The organism is Hymenobacter sp. J193, assembly GCF_024700075.1.
GTDB lineage: Bacteria > Bacteroidota > Bacteroidia > Cytophagales > Hymenobacteraceae > Hymenobacter.
This window is the reverse complement of record NZ_JAJONE010000001.1, coordinates 2,397,210-2,422,446: the sequence shown is the minus strand read 5'-3', so window position 1 is coordinate 2,422,446 and position 25,237 is coordinate 2,397,210. Positions and strand designations below refer to the sequence as shown.

Annotated in this window: 4 protein-coding genes, 3 tRNA genes, 3 rRNA genes and 1 pseudogene; 2 read left to right on the top strand and 9 right to left on the bottom strand. The window is 56.6% G+C overall.

Going from position 1 to position 25,237, the window contains the following annotated elements; genetic code table 11:
• Window positions 1-24 precede the first annotated feature (24 nt).
• On the top strand, window positions 25-1,893 hold the full coding sequence (locus tag LRS06_RS10465) for a BamA/TamA family outer membrane protein (RefSeq protein ID WP_257871432.1): 1,869 nt from the start codon (window positions 25-27) through the stop codon (window positions 1,891-1,893).
• Between the two features lie 198 nt (window positions 1,894-2,091).
• Window positions 2,092-2,164 (top strand) — tRNA-Met (locus tag LRS06_RS10460).
• A gap of 68 nt (window positions 2,165-2,232) precedes the next feature.
• Here the strand turns inward: LRS06_RS10460 and LRS06_RS10455 are convergent.
• The 9 genes and pseudogenes from LRS06_RS10455 to LRS06_RS10415 all read right to left on the bottom strand — a co-directional run bounded on the left by LRS06_RS10455 (window position 2,233) and on the right by LRS06_RS10415 (window position 24,816).
• The gene (locus LRS06_RS10455) at window positions 2,233-3,201 is read right to left on the bottom strand and encodes an NAD(P)/FAD-dependent oxidoreductase (RefSeq protein WP_257871431.1); all 969 of its coding nucleotides are present in this window, start codon (window positions 3,199-3,201) and stop codon (window positions 2,233-2,235) included.
• A 119-nt stretch (window positions 3,202-3,320) separates the two neighbouring features.
• On the bottom strand, window positions 3,321-12,338 hold the full coding sequence (locus LRS06_RS10450; RefSeq protein ID WP_257871430.1) for a right-handed parallel beta-helix repeat-containing protein: 9,018 nt from the start codon (window positions 12,336-12,338) through the stop codon (window positions 3,321-3,323).
• Between the two features lie 576 nt (window positions 12,339-12,914).
• On the bottom strand, window positions 12,915-17,666 hold the full coding sequence (locus LRS06_RS10445; protein WP_257871429.1) for a T9SS type A sorting domain-containing protein: 4,752 nt from the start codon (window positions 17,664-17,666) through the stop codon (window positions 12,915-12,917).
• Window positions 17,667-18,244: 578 nt separating this feature from the next.
• Window positions 18,245-19,220: pseudogene (locus LRS06_RS10440) on the bottom strand (integrase core domain-containing protein).
• A 451-nt stretch (window positions 19,221-19,671) separates the two neighbouring features.
• A 5S ribosomal RNA gene (rrf, locus tag LRS06_RS10435) occupies window positions 19,672-19,783 on the bottom strand.
• Between the two features lie 83 nt (window positions 19,784-19,866).
• Window positions 19,867-22,776, bottom strand: a 23S ribosomal RNA gene (locus tag LRS06_RS10430).
• A gap of 197 nt (window positions 22,777-22,973) precedes the next feature.
• Window positions 22,974-23,050 (bottom strand) — tRNA-Ala (locus LRS06_RS10425).
• Window positions 23,051-23,089: 39 nt separating this feature from the next.
• Window positions 23,090-23,163 (bottom strand) — tRNA-Ile (locus tag LRS06_RS10420).
• A 138-nt stretch (window positions 23,164-23,301) separates the two neighbouring features.
• A 16S ribosomal RNA gene (locus LRS06_RS10415) occupies window positions 23,302-24,816 on the bottom strand.
• The 16S, 23S and 5S rRNA genes sit together here with 2 tRNA genes alongside, the layout of an rRNA operon.
• Window positions 24,817-25,237: the final 421 nt, after the last annotated feature.

Sequence of the window (25,237 nt, the reverse complement as noted above, 5' to 3'; positions counted from 1 at the left end):
GCGCTCTTGCGTTTGTCTTCCCAAATGTACGCCCGCTTGCTTGCTTTCGGTCTGTGGTGCTGGCTGCTGTTAGGCGGCCCGGCGGGCGCGTGGGCCCAGATCAGCCCCGGCATGCCGGGCCAGCCCCCGCTGCAGAGCCCTCCGCTCCCCCCCGATTCGTCGGCCCGGCCCCGACCGACGCTGCCCGCCGTAGTCTCGCGGCCGTGGGTGCTGCGCCTGCAGACCGAAGCCGCCGATGCGCCGGCTCTCCGCCGCTACCGCCCGCGCACCGTGCTGCCCGACTCGTTGAGTGTGCTGCGCGAGGTGCGCAATCTGGTGCTGGCTCTGCAGAACGAAGCATACCTGCTGGCCTCCGCCGACCGCCTCACCTGGGAGAAAGATACCGTGCGGGTGCAGCTCTACGTGGGGGCACCCTTCCAGTGGGCTCGCCTGCACAACGGCAACCTTGGCGACGCCCTCCTCACGCGGGCCGGCTACCGGGAACGGCTGTTTTCGGGCCGCCCCTTTCTGCCCGCCGACTGGGCCCGCCTGCAGCAGCGTGTGCTGTCGGAAGCCGAAAACCAGGGCTACCCTTTTGCCACCGTGCGCCTAGACTCGGTGGTGCTCACGGACCGGCAGGTAAGCGGCCGGGTGGTGCTGGAGCGTGGCCCCGTGGTGTATTTCGATTCCCTGGAAATTGTGGGCGCTACCAAAACGCGCAAGGAGTTTTTGGCCCGCTACCTGCAGATTCTGCCCAACCAGCCCTACAGCCAGCAGCGGGTAGCCGCCGCTACCCGCCTTCTGCGCCAGCTGCCTTACCTGCGCGTGCGCGCCGAGCCCGAGGTGCGCTTTGCCCAGCATAAGGCCCGCGTATACCTGCTGCTGGAAGATCGGCCCGCCAACCAGTTCGACGCTATTGTGGGCATTCTGCCGAACACCGCCACCAACACGGGCCAGAAAAAGGTGCAGCTTACCGGCGACGTCACCATCAACCTGCGCAACATCCGGGGTGGCGGTAAGCAGCTGGGTTTGCAGTGGCGCAAGGTGGATGCGGCCTCCCAACTGCTCGATGCGCAGTATGTACACCCGGGCTTTTTCGGGACGCCGCTGGAAGTAAGCGGTTCCTTCAACCTCTACCGTCAGACGCAGCTTAACCCTTTCCAGACGCTGCGGCCCCGCCTGCAGGTTACGTATCCCACGCCCCGGGCCGGGCGGGTGGCGCTGTTTACGGAGTGGCGCAGCTCGCAACTGCTGTCCGACAGCACGTACAAGCTGCTTTCGGTACTGCCCTCCACCATCGATACGCGCTACGACTCCTACGGCCTCGACTATACCTGGAATGCGCTAGACGACCTGTATTTCCCGCGCCAAGGCATGCTGGCCGCCGCGCAGGCAGCGGTGGGCAATAAGCGCATCAGCAAAAACTCCGAGCTGAACGATACCCTCTATCAACGGGTGGCCCTGCGCACCACGCAGGTAACGCTGGGGCTGCGCCTGGAGCGTTATTTCCGGCTGGGACGCAATGGGGTGCTGCTTGCCCGCGTGCGAGGCGAAGCCCTGCTCAACCGCCGCCTGTTTCTGAACGACCTGTTCCGGCTGGGCGGCCTCAACACCTTGCGCGGCTTCAATGAGCTGAACTTCTATGCCAACCAGTATGCCGTGGGCACCGTGGAATTCCGGCAGTTTACGGGGCAGGATGCCTACGTATTTGTGTTTGCCGACCAGGCCTGGCTTCGGCAGGATATAGTGGCGCAGCCCTACTACGAAGATGCGCCTACCGGGCTTGGCGCGGGCCTGAGCTTCCGCACCGGTGCCGGCGTATTCCAGTTTGTGTACTCGCTGGGCCGCGCCGAACAGCAGAAGCTGGCGTTGAATGCCTCTAAAATCCACTTCGGCATCACCAATCGGTTTTAACGGTATCCTACTTGGGGTTCGTAAAGACAGCCATTACTACCACCTGTACTGTCGGTAGTGCGCAAGTACTAGCAAGAACAACGTGCGGAGCTAAAAATTTAAACCTGATAATCAGCGTGTAAAGTGCTTTGCAGGCTTATTTTAGTGGTTCAATAGCCCTTTATTGGAAAACCGCCGTACATTTGCAGAACCAAACAGTGCGGGGTGGAGCAGTTGGTAGCTCGTTGGGCTCATAACCCAAAGGTCACTGGTTCGAGTCCAGTCCCCGCTACCTACCTAAAAAGCCTGTAAGATTCGTCTTACAGGCTTTTTGTTTTTGGTCGAAGGGTGAATTCTGCTTTAGCCCCGGCAATCCTCGCGGGTAAGCGCCTCATTGAGGGCAATAGCGGCCAAGGAGCCCTCGGCAGCAGCAATAATGGCCTGTTGCGGAGCGGGTGTGGTGTCGCCGGCGGCGTAGATGCCTTTCTGGCTGGTCTGGCCCCGCTTATCCGTCCATACCGCCCCACTTTTCAAAATCCGGCAGTTGGTTTCCTGGGCCAGCAGACTCCGCTGGCGCTGTTCGGCGTGCAGAAATACCGCGTCGCGCTCCAGCGGCTCCCCGCTGGCAAACACGATATGCCGGAGCTGCCCGTCGCGTCGGCCTTCCAGCCGCACAATCTTTTCTTCGCGCACCGTAATGCCCAAGCGCCGGAGGCGCTGCCGTCCGTGCTCCGTAATGCCGGAAGGACCATCCGTGCACAGCACTACGTCGCGGCTCCAGCGGCTTACCAGCTGCACCAAGCCCCAGCCGGTTTTGCCCCGGCCATACACGGCCAGGCGCTGGCCCTGCACTTCCCAGCCGTGGCAGTACGGGCAGTGCAGCACGCCCCGGCCCCACAGCTCGCGCATCCCGTCGATGGGCGGCAGATCATCAGCCACACCGGTAGCCAGCAGCACCTTACGGGTCGTAGAAGTCAGCGGCGGGCCGCCCCGGTCGGGAGTCATCGTCAGGGTGAAGTATTGTTCCTCGGGTTCCCAGACGATGGCGGTTACCAACGCCTCCCGGAAGCTGACGGTAGGGTAAGCGGCTAGCTCCTCCCGGCCCAGGCGCAGCAGTTCAGCGGGCTTGGTACCGTCGCGGGTGAAAAAGCTATGTACGCCGGGCGAGGGCGCGTTGCGGGGCGGGCCGCTGCTGCACACCAGCACCCGGCGGCAGCAGCGGCCCAGGGTGAGGGCGGCGCTGAGGCCGGCACTGCCGCCACCTACAATCACGGCATCAAAGTCGGTGGCAGGAAGATGGCGGCGGCGGGTTGGGCGAATACGAGGCATAGATAGAAGAGCAAAGCAGGAATGTCTTAGCTACGCAAGCAGCCTGCTTTGGATATTGACGGGCATAAAAAAGGCTCTTCCCAAGTAGGAAGAGCCTTTTTGAAAAAGTGGGCGCGAGCTTAGTTACGCTTCACCAGCTTGAGGTTGTGAGTGGTGTTCTGGCCACGCACCAGCACCGTGTAGGTGCCTTCGGCGAGGTCACGCACTTCCAGCTTCGACTCCAGGCCGCCCTGTACCGACACCGTGCGAACGATGCGGCCAGCCATATCTACCAGCGTTACCTGGTAGCTGCCCTGCGGCAGGTTGCTCAGGTCCAGCGTCGACTGGGTGGTGGCGGGGTTGGGATAGAGCTGTACTGTGCCAGCTACAACCGGAGCCGAGAAGCGCACCGTGCGCGTTTCGCTGAGGCTGAACGTGCCATCCAGGTCTACCTGACGCAGGCGGTAGTAGACCAGACCGCTGTGCAGGCGGCCTACGCCTTTGTCGGTGAAGGCGTAATCGTGGGCCGTGGTAGTCGAACCATTACCTGCTTTCTGGCCGATGGCTGAGAACGTGCGGCCGTCGAAGCTGCGCTCTACCGTGAAGTAGGCGTTGTTCTTCTCCGACGCCGTGTGCCAGGCTAGCTGAGCATCCTGGGCTACGGCTTTGGCCGTGAACACCGTCAGCTCAACCGGCAGCGGACCAGCAGTCAGCATCAGGTTGCCCGAGAACTCCGAGGTACCATCGGCAACCGTAGTGGCCGTGGCCGTGATTTTAGCCTCCAGGGCCGTCAGCGCATTGCGCAGGGCCTCGGGCAGCGTGCTTAGGTCCAGCGAGAACTGGAACATGTTCTGGTTGGTTTCAGCACCTTGGTCCAGACCGTTCACCTGGCCGCTGTAGCTGGCCTGGCGTGTGTCTTTATCATCATTGCTGCCTTCTACAAAGCTGAATACGTAGGAGCCGCCTTCCCCGAAGTTTTCACCGCTTCCGGGGTTGGCCAGGTAGAGTTCTACCGTAGCGCCAGCCGATGCGTAGCCTTCGATTTTGAGGATGCCATTGTCGATAGTAGCCTGCTTGAATACCGGGAAGTTAGCCAGGTTGTTTGCCCCGGTGTCACCATCCTGATCATCGTTGATGCTTACGCCCGTGTTTGCTACACCGTCCGCAAGGTCAATGGACTGTTCCCCATTGCCAGCAAACTGGTTCTGCGAGAAGGTATTGGTAGTACCAGCCGTAGCCAGGATACCATCACCTACGTTGCCGGAGAAGGTGTTAAGCGAAACCAGGTTGCCAGCGCCAGCAGTCAGGATGGCTAGTCCAGCCCGTTGCGTGGTGGCTGTACCCGTACCGTTGCCTGATACCGTGTTGAGGCTAATCGTGTTGTTGGCAGGCTGCGTGTTGCCGGTTGCGCTGCTTACCAGCTGAATACCGTAGCCGGTGTTGCCGCTTACCGTGTTGCCGGTGAGCAAGGCTTGCGTAGCGCCCAGCAGCTCAATCCCAACGCCGTTGATGTTGGTGACTCCGCTGAGGGTACCCCCGTTGTTGAGCACCACGTTGTTGGTGATGGATACGTTCAGCGCTTCGTTGACCAGAATACCACCTTTCAGGTTGCCGTAGAGGGTGGTGTTGCTGATGCTGGCCCGGTCGCCGGTCGCCAGCACGTAGATACCCGAGCCGTTGACGCTGCTGGCATTGGTGAGGTTAGCGGCCGTACCGCGGGCCCCCGTAATGCCCAGGCCTTCGATGGTAACATCTGCGCCCCCGATTACCAGACCGGCAGCGTTGATGTTGGTCACGTTCAGGATTACTTCCGGGCCAGTCGTTACGCCTGCTACGGCAGCATTCGTGTCGCCGGTATAAGCCGTTTGCAGGCTACCACCAATCTTAGTGCGGGCACCTACGTTGGGCAGGTCACTCGTCAGGTTGATGACGAAGGTACCAGTAGCCGACAGCGCGGCGGCCGGAATCCGGAAGATAGCCGCTTCAATGCCGGGCATCTGGCCTTCCTGGTTCAGGTCATCATTGGTAGCACCATTAGTGTTGTTGTTGACCAGCGCATTGCTGTTCAGGATAAACTGACGGAGCGAGCCTTGGCCGGCATCGTTGGTGTTTACCACCACATCGAAGTTGAAGCCAAAGTCAACTGAGTTCAGCACTTGGCCAGCGCTTACCGTCACGGCGGCCAGTGACTGTACTACTCCAACCTGCGTCAGCGTCTGGCTGCCGGTGTTGGGCAAGGCATCAGCGGCAGCGGGCGTGGTGCCACCTACCTTCGTGCCGTCGCCATTCACGAACGTCTGCACTGCGAGCAGGCCGGCGGTGTTGCCCCCCTGGCGGCTGCTGGTTACGGTGCTGTTCACAACGCGCACCTGGTAAGACCCGGGCAGCAGGTTGCTGAAGTTGTAAGCGCCGGTCGAATTCGTAGTCGTCGACTGCACGAAGGTGCCGTCGGCCCGGTAGAGCTCTACCGTGGCGCCCGAGCGAACTGCTCCGCCGGAAGCCAGCAGGCTGCGGCCTTCGCCACCGCCATAGTTCACATCCTCAAACACAATACCGTTGAGCGTATTCGGTGCTTCCACCGGAATGCTGTAGGTAGCCGTGTTCGATACGCTGCCGTTGTTGTCGGTAGCCGTGTAGCTGAAGGTGGCCGTACCTACGAAGCCCGCCGCAGGGTCGAAGTACAGGTTGGCTGCCTGAGCCGGGGTGAGTACCAGACCCGAGAAGTTCGCATTCGTCAGCTCAGTGGTACCCACATACAGCACACCCTGGTTGTTGTTGGGCAAGCCGCTGAGTTTGTAGCTGCTGATGGTCCCATCGGCATCGGTAGCTACCAAGGGCAGAATAGCAGTGGCAGCAGCCGTGTTCACCATGTCGGGCGAGTTGGTCACGTTCTGAGCTACCGGGGCAGTGTTGGTCAGGGTAATGCTCACGCTCACCGTCGACTCGCCACCCTTCGCGTCTACCGTATTCACGGAAGCCGTGTAGGTGCCCGGAGTCACCGCGTTGTTGTTCACCGTGATGGTGCCCGTGGTCGGGTTCAGGGTCAGGAAGGCTGGCAGCGAGCTGCCAGCAGCCAGCGTGGCCGAGGTAATGGCGCCGTCGGCATCCGTTACAGTGGCTACTACTGAGCCGTCCGTCAGGCCACCCTGGGCGAAGATGTTGGGCGAAGAGTAAACGGCCTCCGTGTCATTTTCCCTTACCCGCACATTGTACACCACTGGGGTCGCCGCCAGAGCACCGTTGTTGTCGATGGCCGTGTAGTTGAAGGGGTCTACATCAGTGGTGTTATTGGCTACCGGGAAGTTACCAGCCGGGTCGTACTGCAGCGTAGCTGCCTGAGCCGGTGTCAGGCTCACGGGGTTGGAACCGCCCTGCAGGTTAGCGCTGGTAAAGTTCACATACGTGCCCGAGGTACCATTGGCGCCGGTGTTGTACGACAGTGTGCCGTGAGCTGGCAGGCTGGTCAGCAGGAAGGAGATGGTGCCATCAGCATCACTACCTATCAATGTTGGAATAAGCGTAGGACCGTTGGTGCTTGGAATAGCGGAAGCAGCCGGAATACCCGTAGCCGTAACTGTTGGAGCTACGTTGCCGAGGTTGATGGTATACGTGGCCGTGTTCGAAACACCACCCTGCACATCCGTCACGGTAAAGTTGAAAGCCACCGGGCCATTCACGCTGCCATTCGGGTCGAAACGCAGGTTCAGCGCCTGGTTGGCGGTAATCTGCAAATTGGGGAAGTTGGCCGTGTTGACTACTACGTCGGTCCCGTTCTCCCGCACGTACAGCGTGCCGGCCGCCGTAGGCAGGTTGCTGAGCGTGAACGTGGCCGTGGTTACACCGGCAGTGCCGTTATCGGCGTCGGTAGCTATCAGGTCGTTCAGGTTGGTAATCGGTGCACTGCTCAGCATCGTTGAGCTGCCATTGGATGCTACCGGTGCTACGTTGCCCAGCGTGATGGTATAGGTTGCGGGCGAGGCATCCGTTGCATTGTTGTTGTCGATGGCGGCTACGCTGAAGGTTACAACCCCGGTGTAGGTGCCGCTTGGATCAAACTCCAGAGTAGCAGCCTGTGCGCTCGTGAGCGTGATGTTGGCGCTGATGGGTGTGCGCGTACCGTTGAGCAGGTAAGACAGCGTGCCGCGGGTACCGATGTTTGCAATGTTAGTCAGCGAAAAATTCTCCACGGTGCCATCATCATCCGAGCCGGTCAGGGCCGGAATGGCTGTGGAAGCTGCTGCACTCGACATAGAGGCCGATTTAGAGGCCGTTTCGGGCGCTACGTTGCTCACGTTGATGGTGTAAGCGGCAGTAGTAGCTGAAACCAGCCCGTTGTTGTCAGTAGCCGTGAAGTTGAACACGTAGCTGCCGCTGCTGGTGCCGGTCGGGTCGAAGCGCAGGTTCTGCGCCTGAGCCAGCGTAAGCTCCAGGTTGGAGAAGTTTGCTGCCGTTACGGGCGTAGTACCTACGTAGAGCGTACCCAGCGTGAAGGCCGGCAGGTTCGAGAGCGTGTACTTGGCAATAGTACCATCGGCGTCATTTGCCGTGGGCACCGGAATAGCCGTTGATCCATTGCTGCTCGGCATCGTTGTCGAAGTGGCCGCTACCGTAGGAGCCTGGTTGGTAACCGGCACGGTGTAGGTAGCCGTGTTCGAGGTCAGGCCCTGAAGGTCGGTAACCCCGTACGTGAAGGTTGCATTCCCGCTAAAGGGAAGCGAAGGCGTAAAGCTGACGCTGTTGGCCTGGGCCGTGGTCAGGTTCAGCTGCGCGGAGCCACCCTGCAGGTTAGCGGCCGTAATGGGGGTTACGGTACCATTGAGCGTGTAGTAGAGCGTACCACTGGAAGGCAGGGAACGGATCTGGTACGTCAGATCGGTAGTTAAACCGTCGGGGTCAGTAGCCGAGAAGTCAACCAGATTGGTGCGCGCCGTGGAGGTGCTGGCAATGGCCGGCGAGTGCGTCACATTATTAGCCACCGGCGCCACATTGCTTAGAATAATGGTGTAGGTAGCCGGCGTAGCATCCTTTCCGCTGTTGTTGTCAATAGCAGCCACGTTGAAGGTGAGCGTGCCATTGCTAGTCCCGATGGGGTCGTACTGCAGAGTAGCGGCCTGGGCAGTCGTCAGCGTAATCGTGTTCACCCCAATGGTCGTGCGCGTGGTGCCCGTGCTGATGTAAGACAGCGTACCTGCACCGCGTACGGCCGACAGGTTGGTCAGCTCGAAGTTGTCAACCGTACCATCCGTATCGGTGCCGGTCAAGACCGGAATGGCCGTGGCATTAGCGCCGCTCGACATCGTAACTGACTTGTCCGCCGTTTCCGGCAGCACATTGCTCAGCTGAATCGTGAAGGTAGCCGGAGTCAGGTCAACAGCCCCTTGGTTATCAGTAGCCGTGTAAGTGAACGTCACATTGGTCAGGGTAGCGCCAGCCGCCGGGGTAAACCGGAGCGTTGCCGCCTGCTGAGCCGTCAGGTTCAGTGGAGAAGTACCACCGTAGAGGTTGGCCGCAAGTACTGCTGTTGGTGTGCCGGTTCCGTCTGCGTTAGGAGCATAGAACAGCGTGCCGCTGGTGGGCAGCGTCGAAATCTGGTAAGTGGCAATGAGCCCATCAGTATCCGTCGCCGACAGCGCCGACAACACAGCCTGAGTGCTACCACGTGGAATGGCAGGCGAGCTGGTTACGTTGGCAGCTACCGGCGCAAGGTTCACATCTACTACACCCGAGAATTCCGAGGTGCCATTTCCAGCACCCGTCAGGAAAGCCGTGGCGGTCAGCTCACTGCTGGTCGTCAGAGCTGCTGCCTGGGCGGCCGTCAGCGTTACCGTAAATTTGAAGCGGTTCTGCAGGGTCTCTGTACCCTGGTTGATGCCGTTGACTGTAGTACCAGTAGCTGTGGTACCATATGTGCCTGTAGTAGCGTCGCCGTCAGCAGTGCCTTCCTTTGCCGTGAACAGGTAGGACTGTCCTTCACCAAAGTTGGTACCGTCGCCATCTGATACAAAAAACTCTATAGTAGCGCCGGCTTTGGCAAAGCCGGTTACTTCCAAGGAGGTGCCGCTAAGCGTAGCTTTTTCGATTACCGGAAAGTTGATGAGGCCGTTAGCTCCACCATCACCGTCGCCGCTGTCGTTGAGCGTAACCGAGGCTCCTTGGTTGGTGTTGGCAGCACCGGCAATCTGCAGGTCAATGCCGATACCGGTATTGCTGTAAATGCTGTTTTCCGAAATCTTAGCCAGCGTAGCGGTAGGGCGTACCAGTACACCCGAGCCAGCATTGGCCGTAATTACGTTTTCGGTTATAGCCACGCCCGTACCATTCACCCGGATGCCGGGGTTCTGGGTTGCTCCGGTGCCGTTGCCCTGCACCGTATTGCCGCTGATAGCCGCAGTGCCCGTCGTAGCAGCATTGTCCAGATCAATACCGGCTCCCTGGTTGGCGGCAATCAGGTTGTTGCTGATTACTGCGCCATTGATGCCAACGTTGATACCGTTGCTGGTGCCACCCGCAATCCGACCATTGCCCCGGATTTCATTGTCCGTGATAACGAAAGCCGTGGCGCTCGACTGCAGGTCAATCCCGTCGGTCCGGTTATAGGCAATAATGTTGTTGGAGATGGTGCCGGTATACGCCGTGGTAGTGGTCGCATTCAGGAGCAGAATGCCATTGCCACCCACCGTAGCAGCAGGGCTGGTAAAAGTGGCCGAAGCCCCAATGATGTTACCAGTGATAAGCGTACCGGACGTGGCGTTGGTGCCGATCAGAATATTGGCGTCGGTAGCACCAGTAGTGCTGTTACCAAAACCGCGGATGATAATTCCCTTCACCGTTGTGTTGATGGCATTCAACTGCAGGCCGTAGTCACCCGTGTTGGCATCACCTACAATCTCAATGTTAGGGCGGTCTACTTTGCTCAGTGTTGCTGCTGCACCGCCGGTACCTACCGTCCCGCCTGCGCCCAGTTGGGCGGTATTGTTATCTACCTGCGTAGTGCCATCAATAGCGGTGTTCTTGTCCGTAATAGGAGGCAGCGAAGACGTTTGATTGATCGTAGCAACTGCACCGATGGTAGCCACCGGAATCATGAAGATGGACGTCTCCACGCCGGGGGTAAGGCCTTCCTGATACAGGTCGTTGCCGGTACTCAGATCAGTATTATCATTTAGCAGGGTGTTGCTGTTGGTGATGAACTGGCTGAGCGAACCTTGTCCCGAGGGGTTGGTATTAACGATAGTGCTGAAGTTGAAGCCGAAGTTGGCCTGAGTAGGTGTACCTACAGCAGCTGCCAGAACGAGCGTCGACTGTGAGCCAGTTGGTAGGCCGCCTGTGGTCCGGTTGCCCGGATCAACGCCGGCCGGGAAGTTGCCGCCTACTTTGCTGGCATTGGCGTATGTCTGCACAGGGAACGTAGTAGTGGCCGTAGAGCCACCATCCCGAGTACTTTTCACTGAAGTGTTTACAACCCGCACGGTGTAGTTCGTACCGTTGGTTAGACCACCAAACGAGTAAAAACCGTCGGCATCAGTAGTGGTAGAGGCAATGAAGGTTCCACCGGAGGCACTGTATAGCTCAACGCGCGCCCCACTTACACCTACCCCGCTACTGGCGGCCTGGGAGCGGCCGGCGCCCCCACCGTAGTTCACATCCTCGAATACTGTACCTGCGATACTAGCCGTAAAGTTTACCGGCGTTGGCGAAGGAGTATCTCCATTCGGCAGCAACGGCAGCGTCGTGCCATTGGTCGATTGGTCAGCTGCCAGCAGATCGATAGGCGGAATGTACGAGCCGGAAGTAGGATCCAGGCGGTAGCCCGGGTTGGCCACCGATGAACCGCTGGCAATAGCTGTATTTAGCTGGGCAGTGCTCGGCACAGGGCTTCCTCCCGTATAGCGTACGCGCACCGTGAAGGTGATGGTGATAGTGCGGCCCTGGTTCAGGGTCTGTCCCTGAGCCAGCAAGCCTGCGCGGGTAGTTGTTACCCCACCTGTGGTAGTAGTAGTGGTAGTACCATTGAAAGTATTGTTGAGCGTATAAGTGACGGATGGATCATCATCTGAAATGGCAAGATTCTGAATCTGCGAGGGGTTGGTGCCGGCTGTCGGCAAGTTGGCGGTGCCAAACGTAATGTTGGTCGCATTGTCGCCCGTAGCTGACCGAAACAGGAAGTCACTCACTTGAATGTTGGCAACGTTCACTCCTAGTTCCGTAGCCGTATTCTTCACCTTAATGGTATAAGGCACGGTGAATTCCGTTGTGCTCACCTGCGTAATGGCGCCTACACTCTTTACTACATCGAGCTTCTCTGATGGATAAATGCAGCTAGCCCCGTCGCTCTGGGTAGAGCGAGGGAGCGTAGTAATGAGCACGAAATCAGATGCTGTCTGGTTAGCATTGATATTAACCAGATAAAAGTTACCCGGGTCAGTCGTCGAACCGGTGGCCCCGTTAGAAGCGACCAGCAAAGTACCCGCCGCGTCGAAAAAGGCAGTACCTACTGGGTCATTAGTCGTTGGCGGGTTCGGATCTGATATATCTGCAACAGTTGCAGAGGTGCCAGCAGTATTAGGCACGATACGGAACAGGTCACCCTCTTGGAAGGTGCCATAGATTTCGTTATCCAGCGGGCTGATTGCCAGATCATAGAAGGTGTAGCTGGCACCTAGGCTTACTGTAGTAGCCCGGGGAGTGGGTGTCAGCGCGGTAATATTCTTTAAGTCAATACGGTACAAAGAGCTAGAACCAGCTTCCGTTGAGAAGTAGAAAATCCCATTCTGGTCAATGGCTCCCCCGGCATACCGTACTGCCGGAATGTTGGCAGTACCCGTCAGGCCCAACCTAACCAAGCCTAGGTCCTGCGCTCCGCCAGTCCCGATCTTGTACAGCCGCACGCTGGTGCCATCTGCATAGGTAAGGGCATACAGGTAGTTATCCTGCTGGTTGTAAGCCAAGGCATTTAGGTTTAGCCCCAGATCCTGCAGTTGTACTGTCGTGTACGGGCTTGTCGTCCGGTCTACCCGGAACAAGCGAGTGGTAGTACCTACCTGTCGGATTTGGTACAGTTTGCCGTCGCAGGGAATCTCTCCCCCTGGGGCCTGTGCCCAGGCTCCCAGCGGCACCAAGGCCAGCAGCAGGAGCCAGATTCGTAAGATTGCTTTCATGCAGTGAGTGATGGGTGAAGAATGCGGGTATGAAAATTCGAAGAGGCTACAACTCTCAACTGATGGTTACGTAGCGAATACAAAGGTAGCTTACTGCTTTATTAGACAGACTATTTTTCGATAAACCGTTGACTTCACACGATGGATAGTTGACCTGCCCGATGAGTGGAATCATAGTTAGTTACCAGAAAAATGCCCTAGAAAGACTGCGTGTCGATGTTCTGTAAGGCTTCACTCTATTTATAAGCTGGCTTCCAGCCAGCGCAGGTGCTTAGGCTATAAAAGCGCCTTGATACGCTAAAGCACGATGCATATTCCGCGCAAGAATATTTGCATTTAATAGATATCTACTATATATTAACAGGTTGTATTACTGCCAATTATGGCTGTACCGTCATCGGATATAGACAAGCACTTAGCTTAGTTACCAGGGCAGACGAAGACTCAGTTAATTAGAGGGCGAGGAAACAGGCTCAACTAATTGCTGGCTCATGCCGCATTTCCTGGATGAAGGTTATAGGCATAAAAAAAGGCTCTTCCTGTCTAGGAAGAGCCTTTTTTGTGTTGGTGAGCAGCTTAGTTTTTCTTCACCAGCTTCAGGTTCAGGTGCGTCTGATTTCCCCGGATCAGGACGGTATACGTCCCGGCCGGCATGCCCTGCAAGCCCAGGTCAGCCTGTGTGCCGCCTGCCACGGCCAGTGAGCGGAGCGTGCGACCGGTCATGTCCACTACCATTGCCTGATAAGCACCCGTGGGCAGATTGCGCAGATCGAGTGTAGTCGTCTGGGTAGTGCTGGGGTTCGGATAAAGCGTCACGCTGCCAGCCAGGCCCTGAGCACCCAAGCGGAGGGTTTGCACCTGCGAGCGGTGAAAGGTACCATCCGTATCCACTTGCTTGAGCCGGTAGTAAACGGAGCCGGCGTGCTGGCCCACGCCCCGATCGGTGTAGGAATAGCTATTGGCATTAAGGGTGCTGCCGTGGCCCGCTACCTGACCAAGGGCAGAGAAGTACTTCCCATCGTAGCTACGCTCTACCACAAAATGGTCATTGTTCTTTTCGGAGGCCGTGCGCCACTGCAGCTCAACATCCATGCCTACTGCCTTGGCCGTGAACGACGTTAGTTCTACTGGTAGCACAATGAAGGTACTGACCTTGTTTACGCCGGCCTCAGAGGTCCCGTAAGCGGGCAGGTAGGCGGTGGCAGTAATGTTGTCTCCCACCTGAATGTCGGCGGCCACGTTATCCAGCACCACATCAAATGTCCCGTTGGCTGCTGCCGTTAGCGTGCCAATGTAGGTCTGCGCTTCGCCGTGGGCCACGTTATCCGTGCCGTTAACAACGGTAGGTCCGTTCTGGTTGGCATCCACATTGTTGGCGCTATAGATTTCGATGGTGGCGCCCCCGAACAGCGACTGACCACTTGTCGAGCCTACATAGCCGGTTACCTGTAGCTTGCCGGCAGAGGTTTTGGCAATGTTGGTGATAACGGGGTAATCCATGCCCGCGTTGGGCTGGCCCGCGTACGTAGTCCCGTTCAGCGAGTTGATGAGGCCGTCGTTTGGCGTCACGCCATCCCCCTGCCCGTAGTCGGCTACCCCACCCACGTGGCGGTTCGCGGCGGTGAAGTCAATGCTGATAAGCCCCTTGGCGCCGGCGTCGGTGCGGCTACCATTGTCGTAGATGGCATTTTGCGAGATGCGCACCCTGGTTTGCCCGCGGTTGATAACGATACCGGAAGACTGGTTGCTGGTAATCAGGTTTTGCTCGATCAGGTCGCTGTTGGTGCTGGTCACCGTGGCGTTGCGGGCCAGGTAGTGAATGCCGGAGCCTTCCAGCCGGGAACTGCCACCCAGGCCCCCTTCACCGTTGTCGGCAATCGTATTGTCGCGCATGATGTTATCGCTTACACTGCCAATCTCAAACTGGATGCCGCTGCTATTCGACAGGCGGATCAGGTTTTCCGTGATAAGCAGAGGGCCAGCACCTGGAAAGGTACTTACGTCCCCAAAGCTCAGGGCATCCCCGCCGGCCGTAATGCGGCCATTCTCCACAAACTCATTTTGGGTAATGGTATAGCCGCTTCCCGGCAGGCCTCTGCCATTGGAGTACTTCAAGCCGGAGTTACCGGCATAGGCGATAATGCTGTTGCGCACCGTACCTGAGTTGTTCATCAGATACAGCGCGTCGGTGTTGGTAGGGTTGTTCGGGTTGGTGGGCGCCGCCAGCGTGAAGGCGTTAATACCAACCAGTAGGCCCTCGGCCAGGAAGCCATTTGTCGTGTTGCCGGTTGCTTCAATATTTCGGTCGCCGCCATGGATGGAGAAGCCGCGCAAGGTGTTGTTGCTGGCCGAAACCGTAAAGGTGGTAGCCCCAGCCAGGGTCTGCACAATCTCAATTTCCGGCCGCTCTACTTGTGCCAGCAGTTTTTCCTGCCGACCCACGGTGCCACCCGTGCCGATGAGGCCGGTATTGGAGTCGAGCAGGGTCGTTTGCGTGGTGCCATCCACGACCGTATTTGTGGTGCTAAGTGTAGGCAGCGCCGTGTCCACCGTAATAAGAGCCCGCCGGTCACCAGTAGTGGCCACATTGCCGACCGAATTTCGTAGTTGACTGGTCAGGCCGCTGCGCAGGCCAGGCCGGACGGTGCCGCCTGGAATCATGAAAATAGACGTTTCCTCACCAGCGGCGAAGTCCTGCCCCAGGGGCGTACCGTAGTTGTTGAACGGACGCTGGTCGAGATTGGTGTTAGCCAAGGCTACGGCGTTCGTCATAAACTGCCGCAACGAGCCATAACCGCTGTTGTTGTTGTTCACAATAACATCGAAGCTCAAGCCGAAGTCCACGCTGCTGGTAACACTGCCGCCTATTCCGGTCGTCAGCTGGTACTGCACCTGGGCATTGCTCAGGGCACTGAGGGCTAGGTTGGTTATGTTAGCATTCGCATCGGCCAGGGCGGGGTTATTGCCTCCTACCCGCTCCGTGGCCGTAGTACCGGCTCCTACATAGGTAGGTACTCCCAGCAAGCCCGTACCACCGCGCACGGAAGTAGTCGCGCTGTTGAGCACCATCCGCACGGTGTAGGAAGCGTTAGCTTCCAGGTTGGTGAAGCTGTATAATCCATTGATCGTAGCCCCGCTGACACCCACTGTCGAAGTCGTCGTGGCTTGGTCGAATACATACGATCCGCTACTGAGCCGGTATAGTTCTACCCGCACGCCTGCCCGGCCGATGCGGTCCGTAGCACCTGCGCCCGTCTGGGTCACGGCAAAGCCGGAGGCTGCTGCGCTGGCATTTGCCGTGGCGTAGTCTACCCCACTGCCGCCGCCATAGTTTACATCCTCAAACACCCGGCCGCTGAGCGTCACCGGCGCGGCCGAAACCGTAACGTTGTAAGCCACTGCCGCCGAGGTACTGGTGCCATCCGTGGCCGTATACGTCAGATTAAGGGTACCCGTATTGCCTGACCCGCTGGGCTCGAAGTAGAGCGTGTTTGCCTCCGTTGCGGTAAAGGTTTGCGGGCCCGTAAGAGCCGTAGTGCCCGTAGCTCCCCGGTAGAAAGTGCCGTAGCTGTTGGATGCAGGCAGGCTGATGGTGTAGCCAGTAACCGTACCATTGCCGTTCACATCGGTGGCCGAGAAAGCCTGCAGTTGCGTACGACCGGCATTGCTGAACAGCGTGCTGGTTTTAGCTGCCGCTACTGGGGCCTGATTAATGTTAATAGAATAGGTGGCATTGCCCGAGGTGGCAGCCGGGCTGCCGTTGTCGGTGGCCGTGTAGGTAAACGTAGTGACAGTGGCCGTCGCGTTTCCGGTAGCAGGCACGTAGTAAAGGGTGCCGTTGGCTGGCCGGTTCTGCACACTGCCAGCCGTCAGGGCAGAGCCGCCTGCAGCAACCGTGTAAAATCTGCCATTTGTGACGGCTGGCACGGTGAAGGTGTAGGTTGCTATAACATTGCCATCAGCATCCGTGGCCGAGAAGGCCGGCAGCAACTGCCGCGTACCATTGTTTACGACCGATGCCGTGACGGCAGCTGCGCTCGGCGCGCCGTTGCTGATGGTGAGGGTATATACTGCCGCAACGGAGGTCTGAGCTGGATTGCCATTATCCGTTGCAGTATAGTTGAAGGTAAAGGTGCCATTACCCGATCCATTCGGATCGAAGTACAGGGTGTTAGCCGACGTAAGCGCCTGGGTAGTGCCAGGCGTCAGGGCCGAGCCACCCGTGGCTGCCGTGTAGAAAGAGCCTAGCGTAGTAGTGGGCACCGTGAAGTTATAAGTAGCAATAGTACCAGCACCATCAGCGTCTGTAGCCGAGAAGGCGGTGAGTAGCGTACGTCCGGCGCTACTAGCCAGCGTACTGCTGGCGGCTGCTACTGTAGGGGCACTGTTCGTAAGACTTAAAACCAAGGTTGCCTGGTTGGAGGTCAGACCAGTGGCATCGGCTACTGTATAGGTAAGGGTGTTTATGTTGGTTCCTACCCGGTTGTTGGGGTTGCTGAAGGTAATAGTACCCGTGGTAGTGTTGGCCGTGTACACGATGCCCGTGCCAGCATCGGTGTAGGTGCTTTGAATACCGGCTACGCTTGGCTGCAAATCAACTTTCGAGTAGTCCAGAGGCTGATCTGGTAAGTCATTCGCGAGAATGTCGATGGCAGCCGTGGACTTATAGCTTACGCTGGCTGTGTTGTTGACAGCCGTGGGAGTGGTAGCGCAAAAGGTAATCTGCTGGATAGCAATAGCCTGCGCACTCGGGTTGGCAGAATTAGTAGCGTTGCCGTCGTATGTAAGGGTAAGCGTAGTAATGGGGCTGGCGTAGGTGGCCGTAACAATAGAGTTGAGTGCGGTGGCATTAGTGTTCACTCCCGTTGCCACGTTGGTATTCAGCGACACACTCGCTTGCCCTTGAGTAGTACCCGATTTAGCCAACGTAGGCGTAACGGCAGTACCGTTATTGGCTCCTGCGAAGGTAACCCGGTCAACAAAGCCACTGGTGTTGCCCGCATTCGCCCGGTCAATATCCGCCACGCTGATTCTGACGTTGGTAACCGGCCGGCTAAAGGTGAAGGTAATGGTCGAGATATTGGTCGAGGTATTGCTATAATCGGTATCCCAAGATAGCAAGTCCGAACCAAACGAATCATCCACGGCCAGGGAGGCGCTGCCATTGCCAGTGGCCAGCGCACCGGTGCTCACCGTTGTCCGCTCCGAAGTAACGGGCACGGCAGTAGCAGCCCGGTTCACCCAGTTGCCTGTGTAAGTAGCGGACGTAAAGTCCAGGTTGCTGGTATTGGTGCAGGTCGTCTGGGCACGAGCGTTTAGCCCCAGCATTAGCAAAAAGACCAGCGCAAATAGGCGCTGTACGCTATAAAAGCTGCCCTGCGGGTAGCCAGCCAGAAGTGCAGCAGGAGTATCACAGAGGGGTAGAGGATGTAAGCTTGTTTTCATGGAGAGCGAGAAATGATGGAAAGCAAAAAAGTGTGTACTGCAACTGGAGTAGAACTTTACTCGTAGGCTTCAGGATGTATTGAAGCGTCTATACAGATAGTGCCTAATGCAGATACCCTACTGCTACTCGCATACACTAGACCCGATTTTTGTTCTTAGAGCTAAGCCTGATGCTTTTCAGTAACTTCCATAAAGTGGCAGTTAGCTAGGATATATAATTCCTGCTTATTGAGAGAGGACGCACTAAGTCACTTGCAAGATAGTATTAATAGGTTAATTTTTAATAGATTACCTCTATAATATGGACAGCAATATGTGCTATCCCCATTACTGAACAGTTTACGTGGGGTAGTTTAAGTAAACTTACTGCGAGTTGAAGGTAGGGGACTCAAGCAAAGAATTGAGTAGGCGTCTGGCCTTTCAGAGCTTAGTAGGCACTGTAGCTTATAGTCGATAAAGTACTAGGTGTATAGTCCCAGCGTGAGGTGGTCGGGTTCTGAGTAAAGATAGTCGGGTTCTTTTGCCACTGGACACAGACGAATTCGGGCGGCGTCAGTCAGCGCAAGGTCTTTAAGCGTTTAGCGGGGTTGTATGCCAGCAAAAAAGCTTGTAAGTGTTGTTGAGTTCGTCAGCCGTCTGGTAATGATAGCGCTGTACGGTGGCTTCTTTGAGGATGCGGTTTAGGCGCTCGGCCTAACCGCTAGTCCACGGGTACTCCGGTTTGGTCAGGCGGTACTCCACGCCGAAGGCCCGGCTGATGCGGGCAAAACTGTTCCTGCCCGGAAACCACTGGTGGGGCTGCAAGGTGAACTGCACTCCGTTGTCGGTCAGTACAGTGTGAGCTTTGTAGGGCAGCTTTATCCAGCACCCGATGCAGAAAGTCCACCGCGACCATGCGCGTGGCCCGCGGGTATAACTCCGCAAACGTCACTTTGCTAGCGGAAGCCAATGACCACGAAAATGCGCATTAAGCATTTGGACGGTACTGGCGGCATTCTTCAGTGCGCACCTAAGCGAAATCGATGTGCAGGTAGGTGATGGGGCGTCCTCAAATTTCTTTTTCGTAGACTTTGCCCGTCTTCGTTCAGGGTAGGCGGCTGATACCGTGGCGTTAGAAAGTTGGAAACAGCAGTGCAACGCAGAGGGGGAAGGTGGGGAATCGTGGCCTGCAGCGCGTAGAGGCAGTCGTCCAGGGCCAGCAAGGTGTGCCAGCGAAAGGCCACAGCAATGGCCTCTTGTTCGGCCGTGAGGACCGTTGAGGCGGACCTAGAGCCCATCTGGCCGTCCTAGACCGCGGGGCGTTGGCGCCACTTGGCCACCGTTTTGGGATTGATATTGTAGCGGGTGGCTAAGCTTAGTAGGCTTTCCTGGCTGTGTTGGATAGCGCGTCGTACTACCGCCGCTCAAGCGGGCGCTGCCGTGGAGTACTTGTCCTATAAATGTGTGCGAAATTCCAGTCCGGAAAATACACCGTCACTACTTAGGGCCATACACCTAGGAAGTTGGTTACAGGTGTATACTATTGGTAGCAACGCTAAGGCAGACCCATTCTCACTTAACTAAGCACCAAAAGCGTTTCATGAGAATGGGTCTGCCTTAGCGTTGCTGATATGGTCGCGGCTTATTCAGTAATCAGAGACTTCAGATTTGAAGAGAGACTGCATTATCTAAACAAAACTCATCTCAGCACTTGGTTAATGCACGAGCATCGACCCAATACGTGCACTTGATGTAGGCAGCAACACACCATGATGTATTGATTTGGTAGCGAAGTGGGTCATGCAGGCCACAGATTATCCTCTCCTTGGCTTGCCCTAAACGCGACAGCGCCCCCGCATCGGCCTCCGGGTTGGGGAGGGGGTGACGCGGGGGCGCTGAGCAAAGATAGGGTTGGCGGCGACCGACTCTCCCACCGGTGAAGGCAGTACCATAGGCGCAACGGGGCTTAACGACTCTGTTCGGAATGGGAAGAGGTGAACACCCGTGCTAAAGCCACCATTCCTGGTGTGCAAGGCAGCACATGCCTTGCCAATATCGTTGACGCAGTGAACGGGTAAGAAAGCAGAAACGTAAGCTTCTTGACTACAGAAGCGTTCGAGTCATTAGTACACCTTGGCTGTGGTATTTCGACCTCTACACCTAGTGCCTATCAACGTGGTCATCTTCCACGACTCTTAATTATCGGATATCTCATCTTCAGGTGAGTTTCGCACTTAGATGCTTTCAGCGCTTATCTCATCCCAGCGTCGCTACCCGGCGCTGCAGCTGGCGCCACAACCGGTGCACGAGCGGCTGGTCCAACTCGGTCCTCTCGTACTAAAGTCAGGTCCTGTCAAATATCCAACGCCCACCACAGATAGGGACCGAACTGTCTCACGACGTTCTGAACCCAGCTCGCGTGCCACTTTAATCGGCGAACAGCCGAACCCTTGGGACCTTCTCCAGCCCCAGGACGTGACGAGCCGACATCGAGGTGCCAAACCTCCCCGTCGATATGAGCTCTTGGGGGAGATCAGCCTGTTATCCCCGGCGTACCTTTTATCCTTTGAGCGATGGCCCTTCCATGCGGAACCACCGGATCACTATATCCGTCTTTCGACCCTGCTCGGCTTGTAGGCCTCACAGTCAAGCCCGCTTCTGCTATTGCGCTCTGCGTACGGTTACCAAGCGTACTGAGCGGACCTTTGAAAGCCTCCGATACTTTTTTGGAGGCGACCACCCCAGTCAAACTACCCACCAGACACGGTCTCCGTTGCCGGATTAGGCGCCAAGCAACACAAGGGTGGTATTTCAACGTTGACTCCACGATACCTAGCGGCACCGCTTCACAGTCTCCCACCTATCCTACACATGTGTTACCCAGCGTCAATGTCAAGCTATAGTAAAGGTGCACGGGGTCTTTCCGTCCCGTGGCGGGTACTCGGCATCTTCACCGAGACTACAATTTCACCGAGCTCACGGCTGAGACAGCGCCCAGATCGTTACACCATTCGTGCAGGTCGGAACTTACCCGACAAGGAATTTCGCTACCTTAGGACCGTTATAGTTACGGCCGCCGTTTACCGGGGCTTCGATTCAAACCTTCGCCTTGCGACTAAGTTCCCCCTCTTAACCTTCCGGCACCGGGCAGGTGTCAGGCCTTATACGTCCGCTTGCGCGTTAGCAAAGCCATGTGTTTTTGTTAAACAGTCGCCTGGGCCTTTTCACTGCGGCTTCTCTACTTGCGCAGAGGAAGCGTCCCTTCTCCCGAAGTTACAGGACCATTTTGCCGAGTTCCTTGGCCGTGATTCACTCGAGCGCCTCAGGATACTCTCCTTGACTACCTGTGTCGGTTTGCGGTACGGGTTATCTAGCAGTAAACGCTTAGCAGGTTTTCTTGGCAGTCTGATTAGGTACACTATCCCCGTGGCCGAAGCCGTAGGGTACTATCACGTTTCAGCAAGATGGGCGTACTTAACTACCCTCCTTATACCTACACGCTTTAACGGGCACTTCCGTCCGCCCGCGGTACTTTCACTTCTGCGTCACTGCATCACTCCACTAGATAAGTGCTGGAATATCAACCAGCTGTCCATCGGGTCACGCCCTTCGGCTGCCCCTTAGGTCCCGACTAACCCTGCTCCGATTAGCGTTGAGCAGGAAACCTTAGTCTATCGGCGGGGGAGTTTCTCACTCCCCTTATCGTTACTCATGCCTACATTTGCTTTTCCAGCCGCTCCAGCACCCCTGACAGGATACCTTCACCGCTGCTGGAATGCTCCCCTACCACTCATACATCAGTATGAATCCATCGCTTCGGTACCGGACTTGATGCCCGCGTATTATCGATGCCCTGTCGCTCGACCAGTGAGCTGTTACGCACTCTTTAAATGCATGGCTGCTTCCAAGCCAACATCCTGGCTGTCAAGGCAACTGGACCTCCTTTGTTCAACTTAGTCCGAATTTAGGGACCTTAGCGGATGGTCTGGGTTCTTTCCCTCTCGGCCTGGGACCTTAGCACCCCAAGCCTCACTGCCGGCTATATTACGTGGCATTCGGAGTTCATCAGGATTCGGTAGGCTGTGACACCCCCTAGTCCTATTGGTAGCTCTACCTCCACGTAACTCTACGCCGACGCTGTACCTAAATACATTTCGGGGAGTACGAGCTATTTCTCAGTTTGATTGGCCTTTCACCCCTACCCTCAAGTCATCCAAATCCTTTTCAACGGAAACTGGTTCGGTCCTCCAGTTGGTGTTACCCAACCTTCAACCTGCTCAAGGGTAGATCACAAAGTTTCGCGTCTACCCCCTCTGACTCTGCGCCCTATTCAGACTCGCTTTCGCTGCGGCTCCGCGCTTCCAAGCGCTTAACCTTGCCAGAGAGGAGTAACTCGTAGGCTCATTATGCAAAAGGCACGCTATCAGGGCACTAAACCCCTCTAACTGCTTGTAAGCACACGGTTTCAGGTTCTTTTCACTCCGGTATTCCCGGTTCTTTTCACCTTTCCCTCACGGTACTAGTTCACTATCGGTCTCTCAGGAGTATGTAGCCTTAGCGGATGGTGCCGCTAGATTCAGACGGGGTTTCTCCGGCCCCGCCCTACTCAGGAATCCTCTACCGTGAATAATCAGTTCGCTTACCGGACTCTCACCGTCTCTGGTCGACTTTCCCACGTCGTTCAGCTAAGATTACTCAATCAGATGTTGAGGTCCTACAACCCCGGACTGGCCGTAACCAACCCGGTTTGGGCTCCTCCCCGTTCGCTCGCCACTACTGGGGGAATCATATGTTATTTTCTGTTCCTCCGGGTACTTAGATGTTTCAGTTCCCCGGGTTTGCCCTTGGTGACCAATGTCACGAAGTCTCTAGTCTTCAACTAAAGGGGTTGCCCCATTCGGAAATGCCAGGATCACCTTATATGTGCTAATCCCCTGGCCTTATCGCAGCTTATCACGTCCTTCATCGCCTCTGAGAGCCTAGGCATCCCCCGTGTGCCCTTGCTTACTTCTTGTAGCTCTCTATTGCTAGAGAGGGCTCGGGTGACTAACCGTAGGTTAATCACTCTTTGTTTTCTTTCTTACTCGTTACACTACGTCAAAGAACAGTTGATACCCTGTTGGTATCAATGCGGAAGGTAAAGGATGAGCTTCACACTCCTTAATACTATGTATTCTCACCAGATGCACCTCGTTAGGTAAGCATCGTTAATGGTGGAGAATAACGGATTCGAACCGTTGACCCCCTGCGTGCAAGGCAGGTGCTCTAGCCAGCTGAGCTAATCCCCCGTTCTGCTCTCGTCCAAACGGCAACCCCGCTGTGACCAGTGGGCCTGCCTGGACTCGAACCAGGGACCTCTACATTATCAGTGTAGCGCTCTAACCACCTGAGCTACAAGCCCGGGTCTTCGAGTGACACTGCCAGCGGTAGTGCCTCGAATCCGAATCAATATCTTGAACGAATGGATTGACAAATCTGGGTACAAAACCCTGTGTACTCTATAAGCGAACGTCCACGTCAACGAGTCGAACCGCTCCAGAAAGGAGGTGATCCAGCCGCACCTTCCGGTACGGCTACCTTGTTACGACTTAGCCCCAGTTACTTGTTCTACCCTAACTGGCTTCTGTGACGAGCACCAGCTTCAGGTCTACCAAACTTCCATGGCTTGACGGGCGGTGTGTACAAGGCCCGGGAACGTATTCACCGCGTCATTGCTGATACGCGATTACTAGTGATTCCAGCTTCACGGAGTCGAGTTGCAGACTCCGATCCGAACTGAGAACGGCTTTGTGAGATTGGCATCACTTCGCAGTGTAGCGACCCTCTGTACCGTCCATTGTAGCACGTGTGTAGCCCTAGGCGTAAGGGCCATGATGACCTGACGTCGTCCCCGCCTTCCTCACTGCTTGCGCAGGCAGTCTGTCTAGAGTCCCCGGCATGATCCGCTGGCAACTAAACATAGGGGTTGCGCTCGTTGCGGGACTTAACCCAACACCTCACGGCACGAGCTGACGACGGCCATGCAGCACCTTGCTTTGTGTCCCGAAGGAAAGGCTCATCTCTGAGCCGGTCACGCGCATTCTAGCCTAGGTAAGGTTCCTCGCGTATCATCGAATTAAACCACATGCTCCACCACTTGTGCGGGCCCCCGTCAATTCCTTTGAGTTTCACTCTTGCGAGCGTACTCCCCAGGTGGGATACTTACCGCTTTCGCTAAGCCAGCAACAGTGTATCGCTGCCAGCGAGTATCCATCGTTTACGGCGTGGACTACCAGGGTATCTAATCCTGTTCGCTCCCCACGCTTTCGTGCCTCAGTGTCAGTACCAGCCTAGTCAGCTGCCTACGCAATCGGGGTTCTAGAAGGTATCTATGCATTTCACCGCTACACCTTCTATTCCGCCAACCTCGTCTGGACTCAAGCCCGCCAGTATCCAGGGCAGTTCTCTTGTTGAGCAAGAGGCTTTCACCCCGGACTTAACGGGCCACCTACGCACCCTTTAAACCCAATAAATCCGGACAACGCTTGCACCCTCCGTATTACCGCGGCTGCTGGCACGGAGTTAGCCGGTGCTTATTCCTCAGGTACCGTCAGTTTAGGACGCATCCTCTTTTTCTTCCCTGAGAAAAGCCGTTTACAACCCAGAAGGCCTTCATCCGGCACGCGGCATGGCTGGGTCAGGCTCTCGCCCATTGCCCAATATTCCCTACTGCTGCCTCCCGTAGGAGTCTGGCCCGTATCTCAGTGCCAGTGTGGGGGATCACCCTCTCAGGTCCCCTAAGCATCGTCGCCTTGGTGGGCCGTTACCCCGCCAACTAGCTAATGCTACGCAACCCCATCCTTGACCAATAAATCTTTACCAATTGAGCGATGCCGCTCTGTTGGTTTATGCGGTATTAATCCGCCTTTCGGCGGGCTATCCCCCAGTCAAGGGCAGGTTGGTTACGCGTTACGCACCCGTGCGCCACTGACGGCATTGCTGCCGCCCGTTCGACTTGCATGTATTAGGCCTGCCGCTAGCGTTCATCCTGAGCCAGGATCAAACTCTCCATTGTATAAATTCCTACACCTGCTCGAAAGCAGGCTGATGTCAAGTGCTGATCCGACTCGTTATTTTGACGTGTCTGTTCGTTTGTTACGCTTGGTCTTGCTGCTCTCCCGGTTGCCCGGGAAAGCCTCACCCAAATTTGTCAATTCCAGTCATTCAAAGAACGTGTGCCCTTCCCATTTGGAAGAACCTGGTGGGCCAACCGGCCCGGGTACTGTGCCCCTTCCGATCGAAGCGGGCTGCAAAGGTAACAACCTTTTTGCTTTTAACAAGATTCCCGAAGAAAAAAGTTTTTTCTCGCTGGCTTCCTGCTCTTCCGCAACACCCCTTCCGGTTGAAGCGGGCTGCAAAGGTAACAACACCTAACCGCCTTTTGCAAGTCTGGCGCAAAAAAACTTCAGAATTTTCTAGACCCTGAGGTAGCTGGC

Excerpts from the sequence above, each read along its gene's own strand:
- LRS06_RS10455 (WP_257871431.1), bottom strand. The coding sequence starts at position 3,201 with ATGCCTCGTATTCGCCCAACCCGCCGCCGCCATCTTCCTGCCACCGAC.
- LRS06_RS10465 (WP_257871432.1), top strand. The coding sequence starts at position 25 with ATGTACGCCCGCTTGCTTGCTTTCGGTCTGTGGTGCTGGCTGCTGTTA.
- LRS06_RS10445 (WP_257871429.1), bottom strand. The coding sequence starts at position 17,666 with ATGCTGGGGCTAAACGCTCGTGCCCAGACGACCTGCACCAATACCAGC.
- LRS06_RS10450 (WP_257871430.1), bottom strand. The coding sequence starts at position 12,338 with ATGAAAGCAATCTTACGAATCTGGCTCCTGCTGCTGGCCTTGGTGCCG.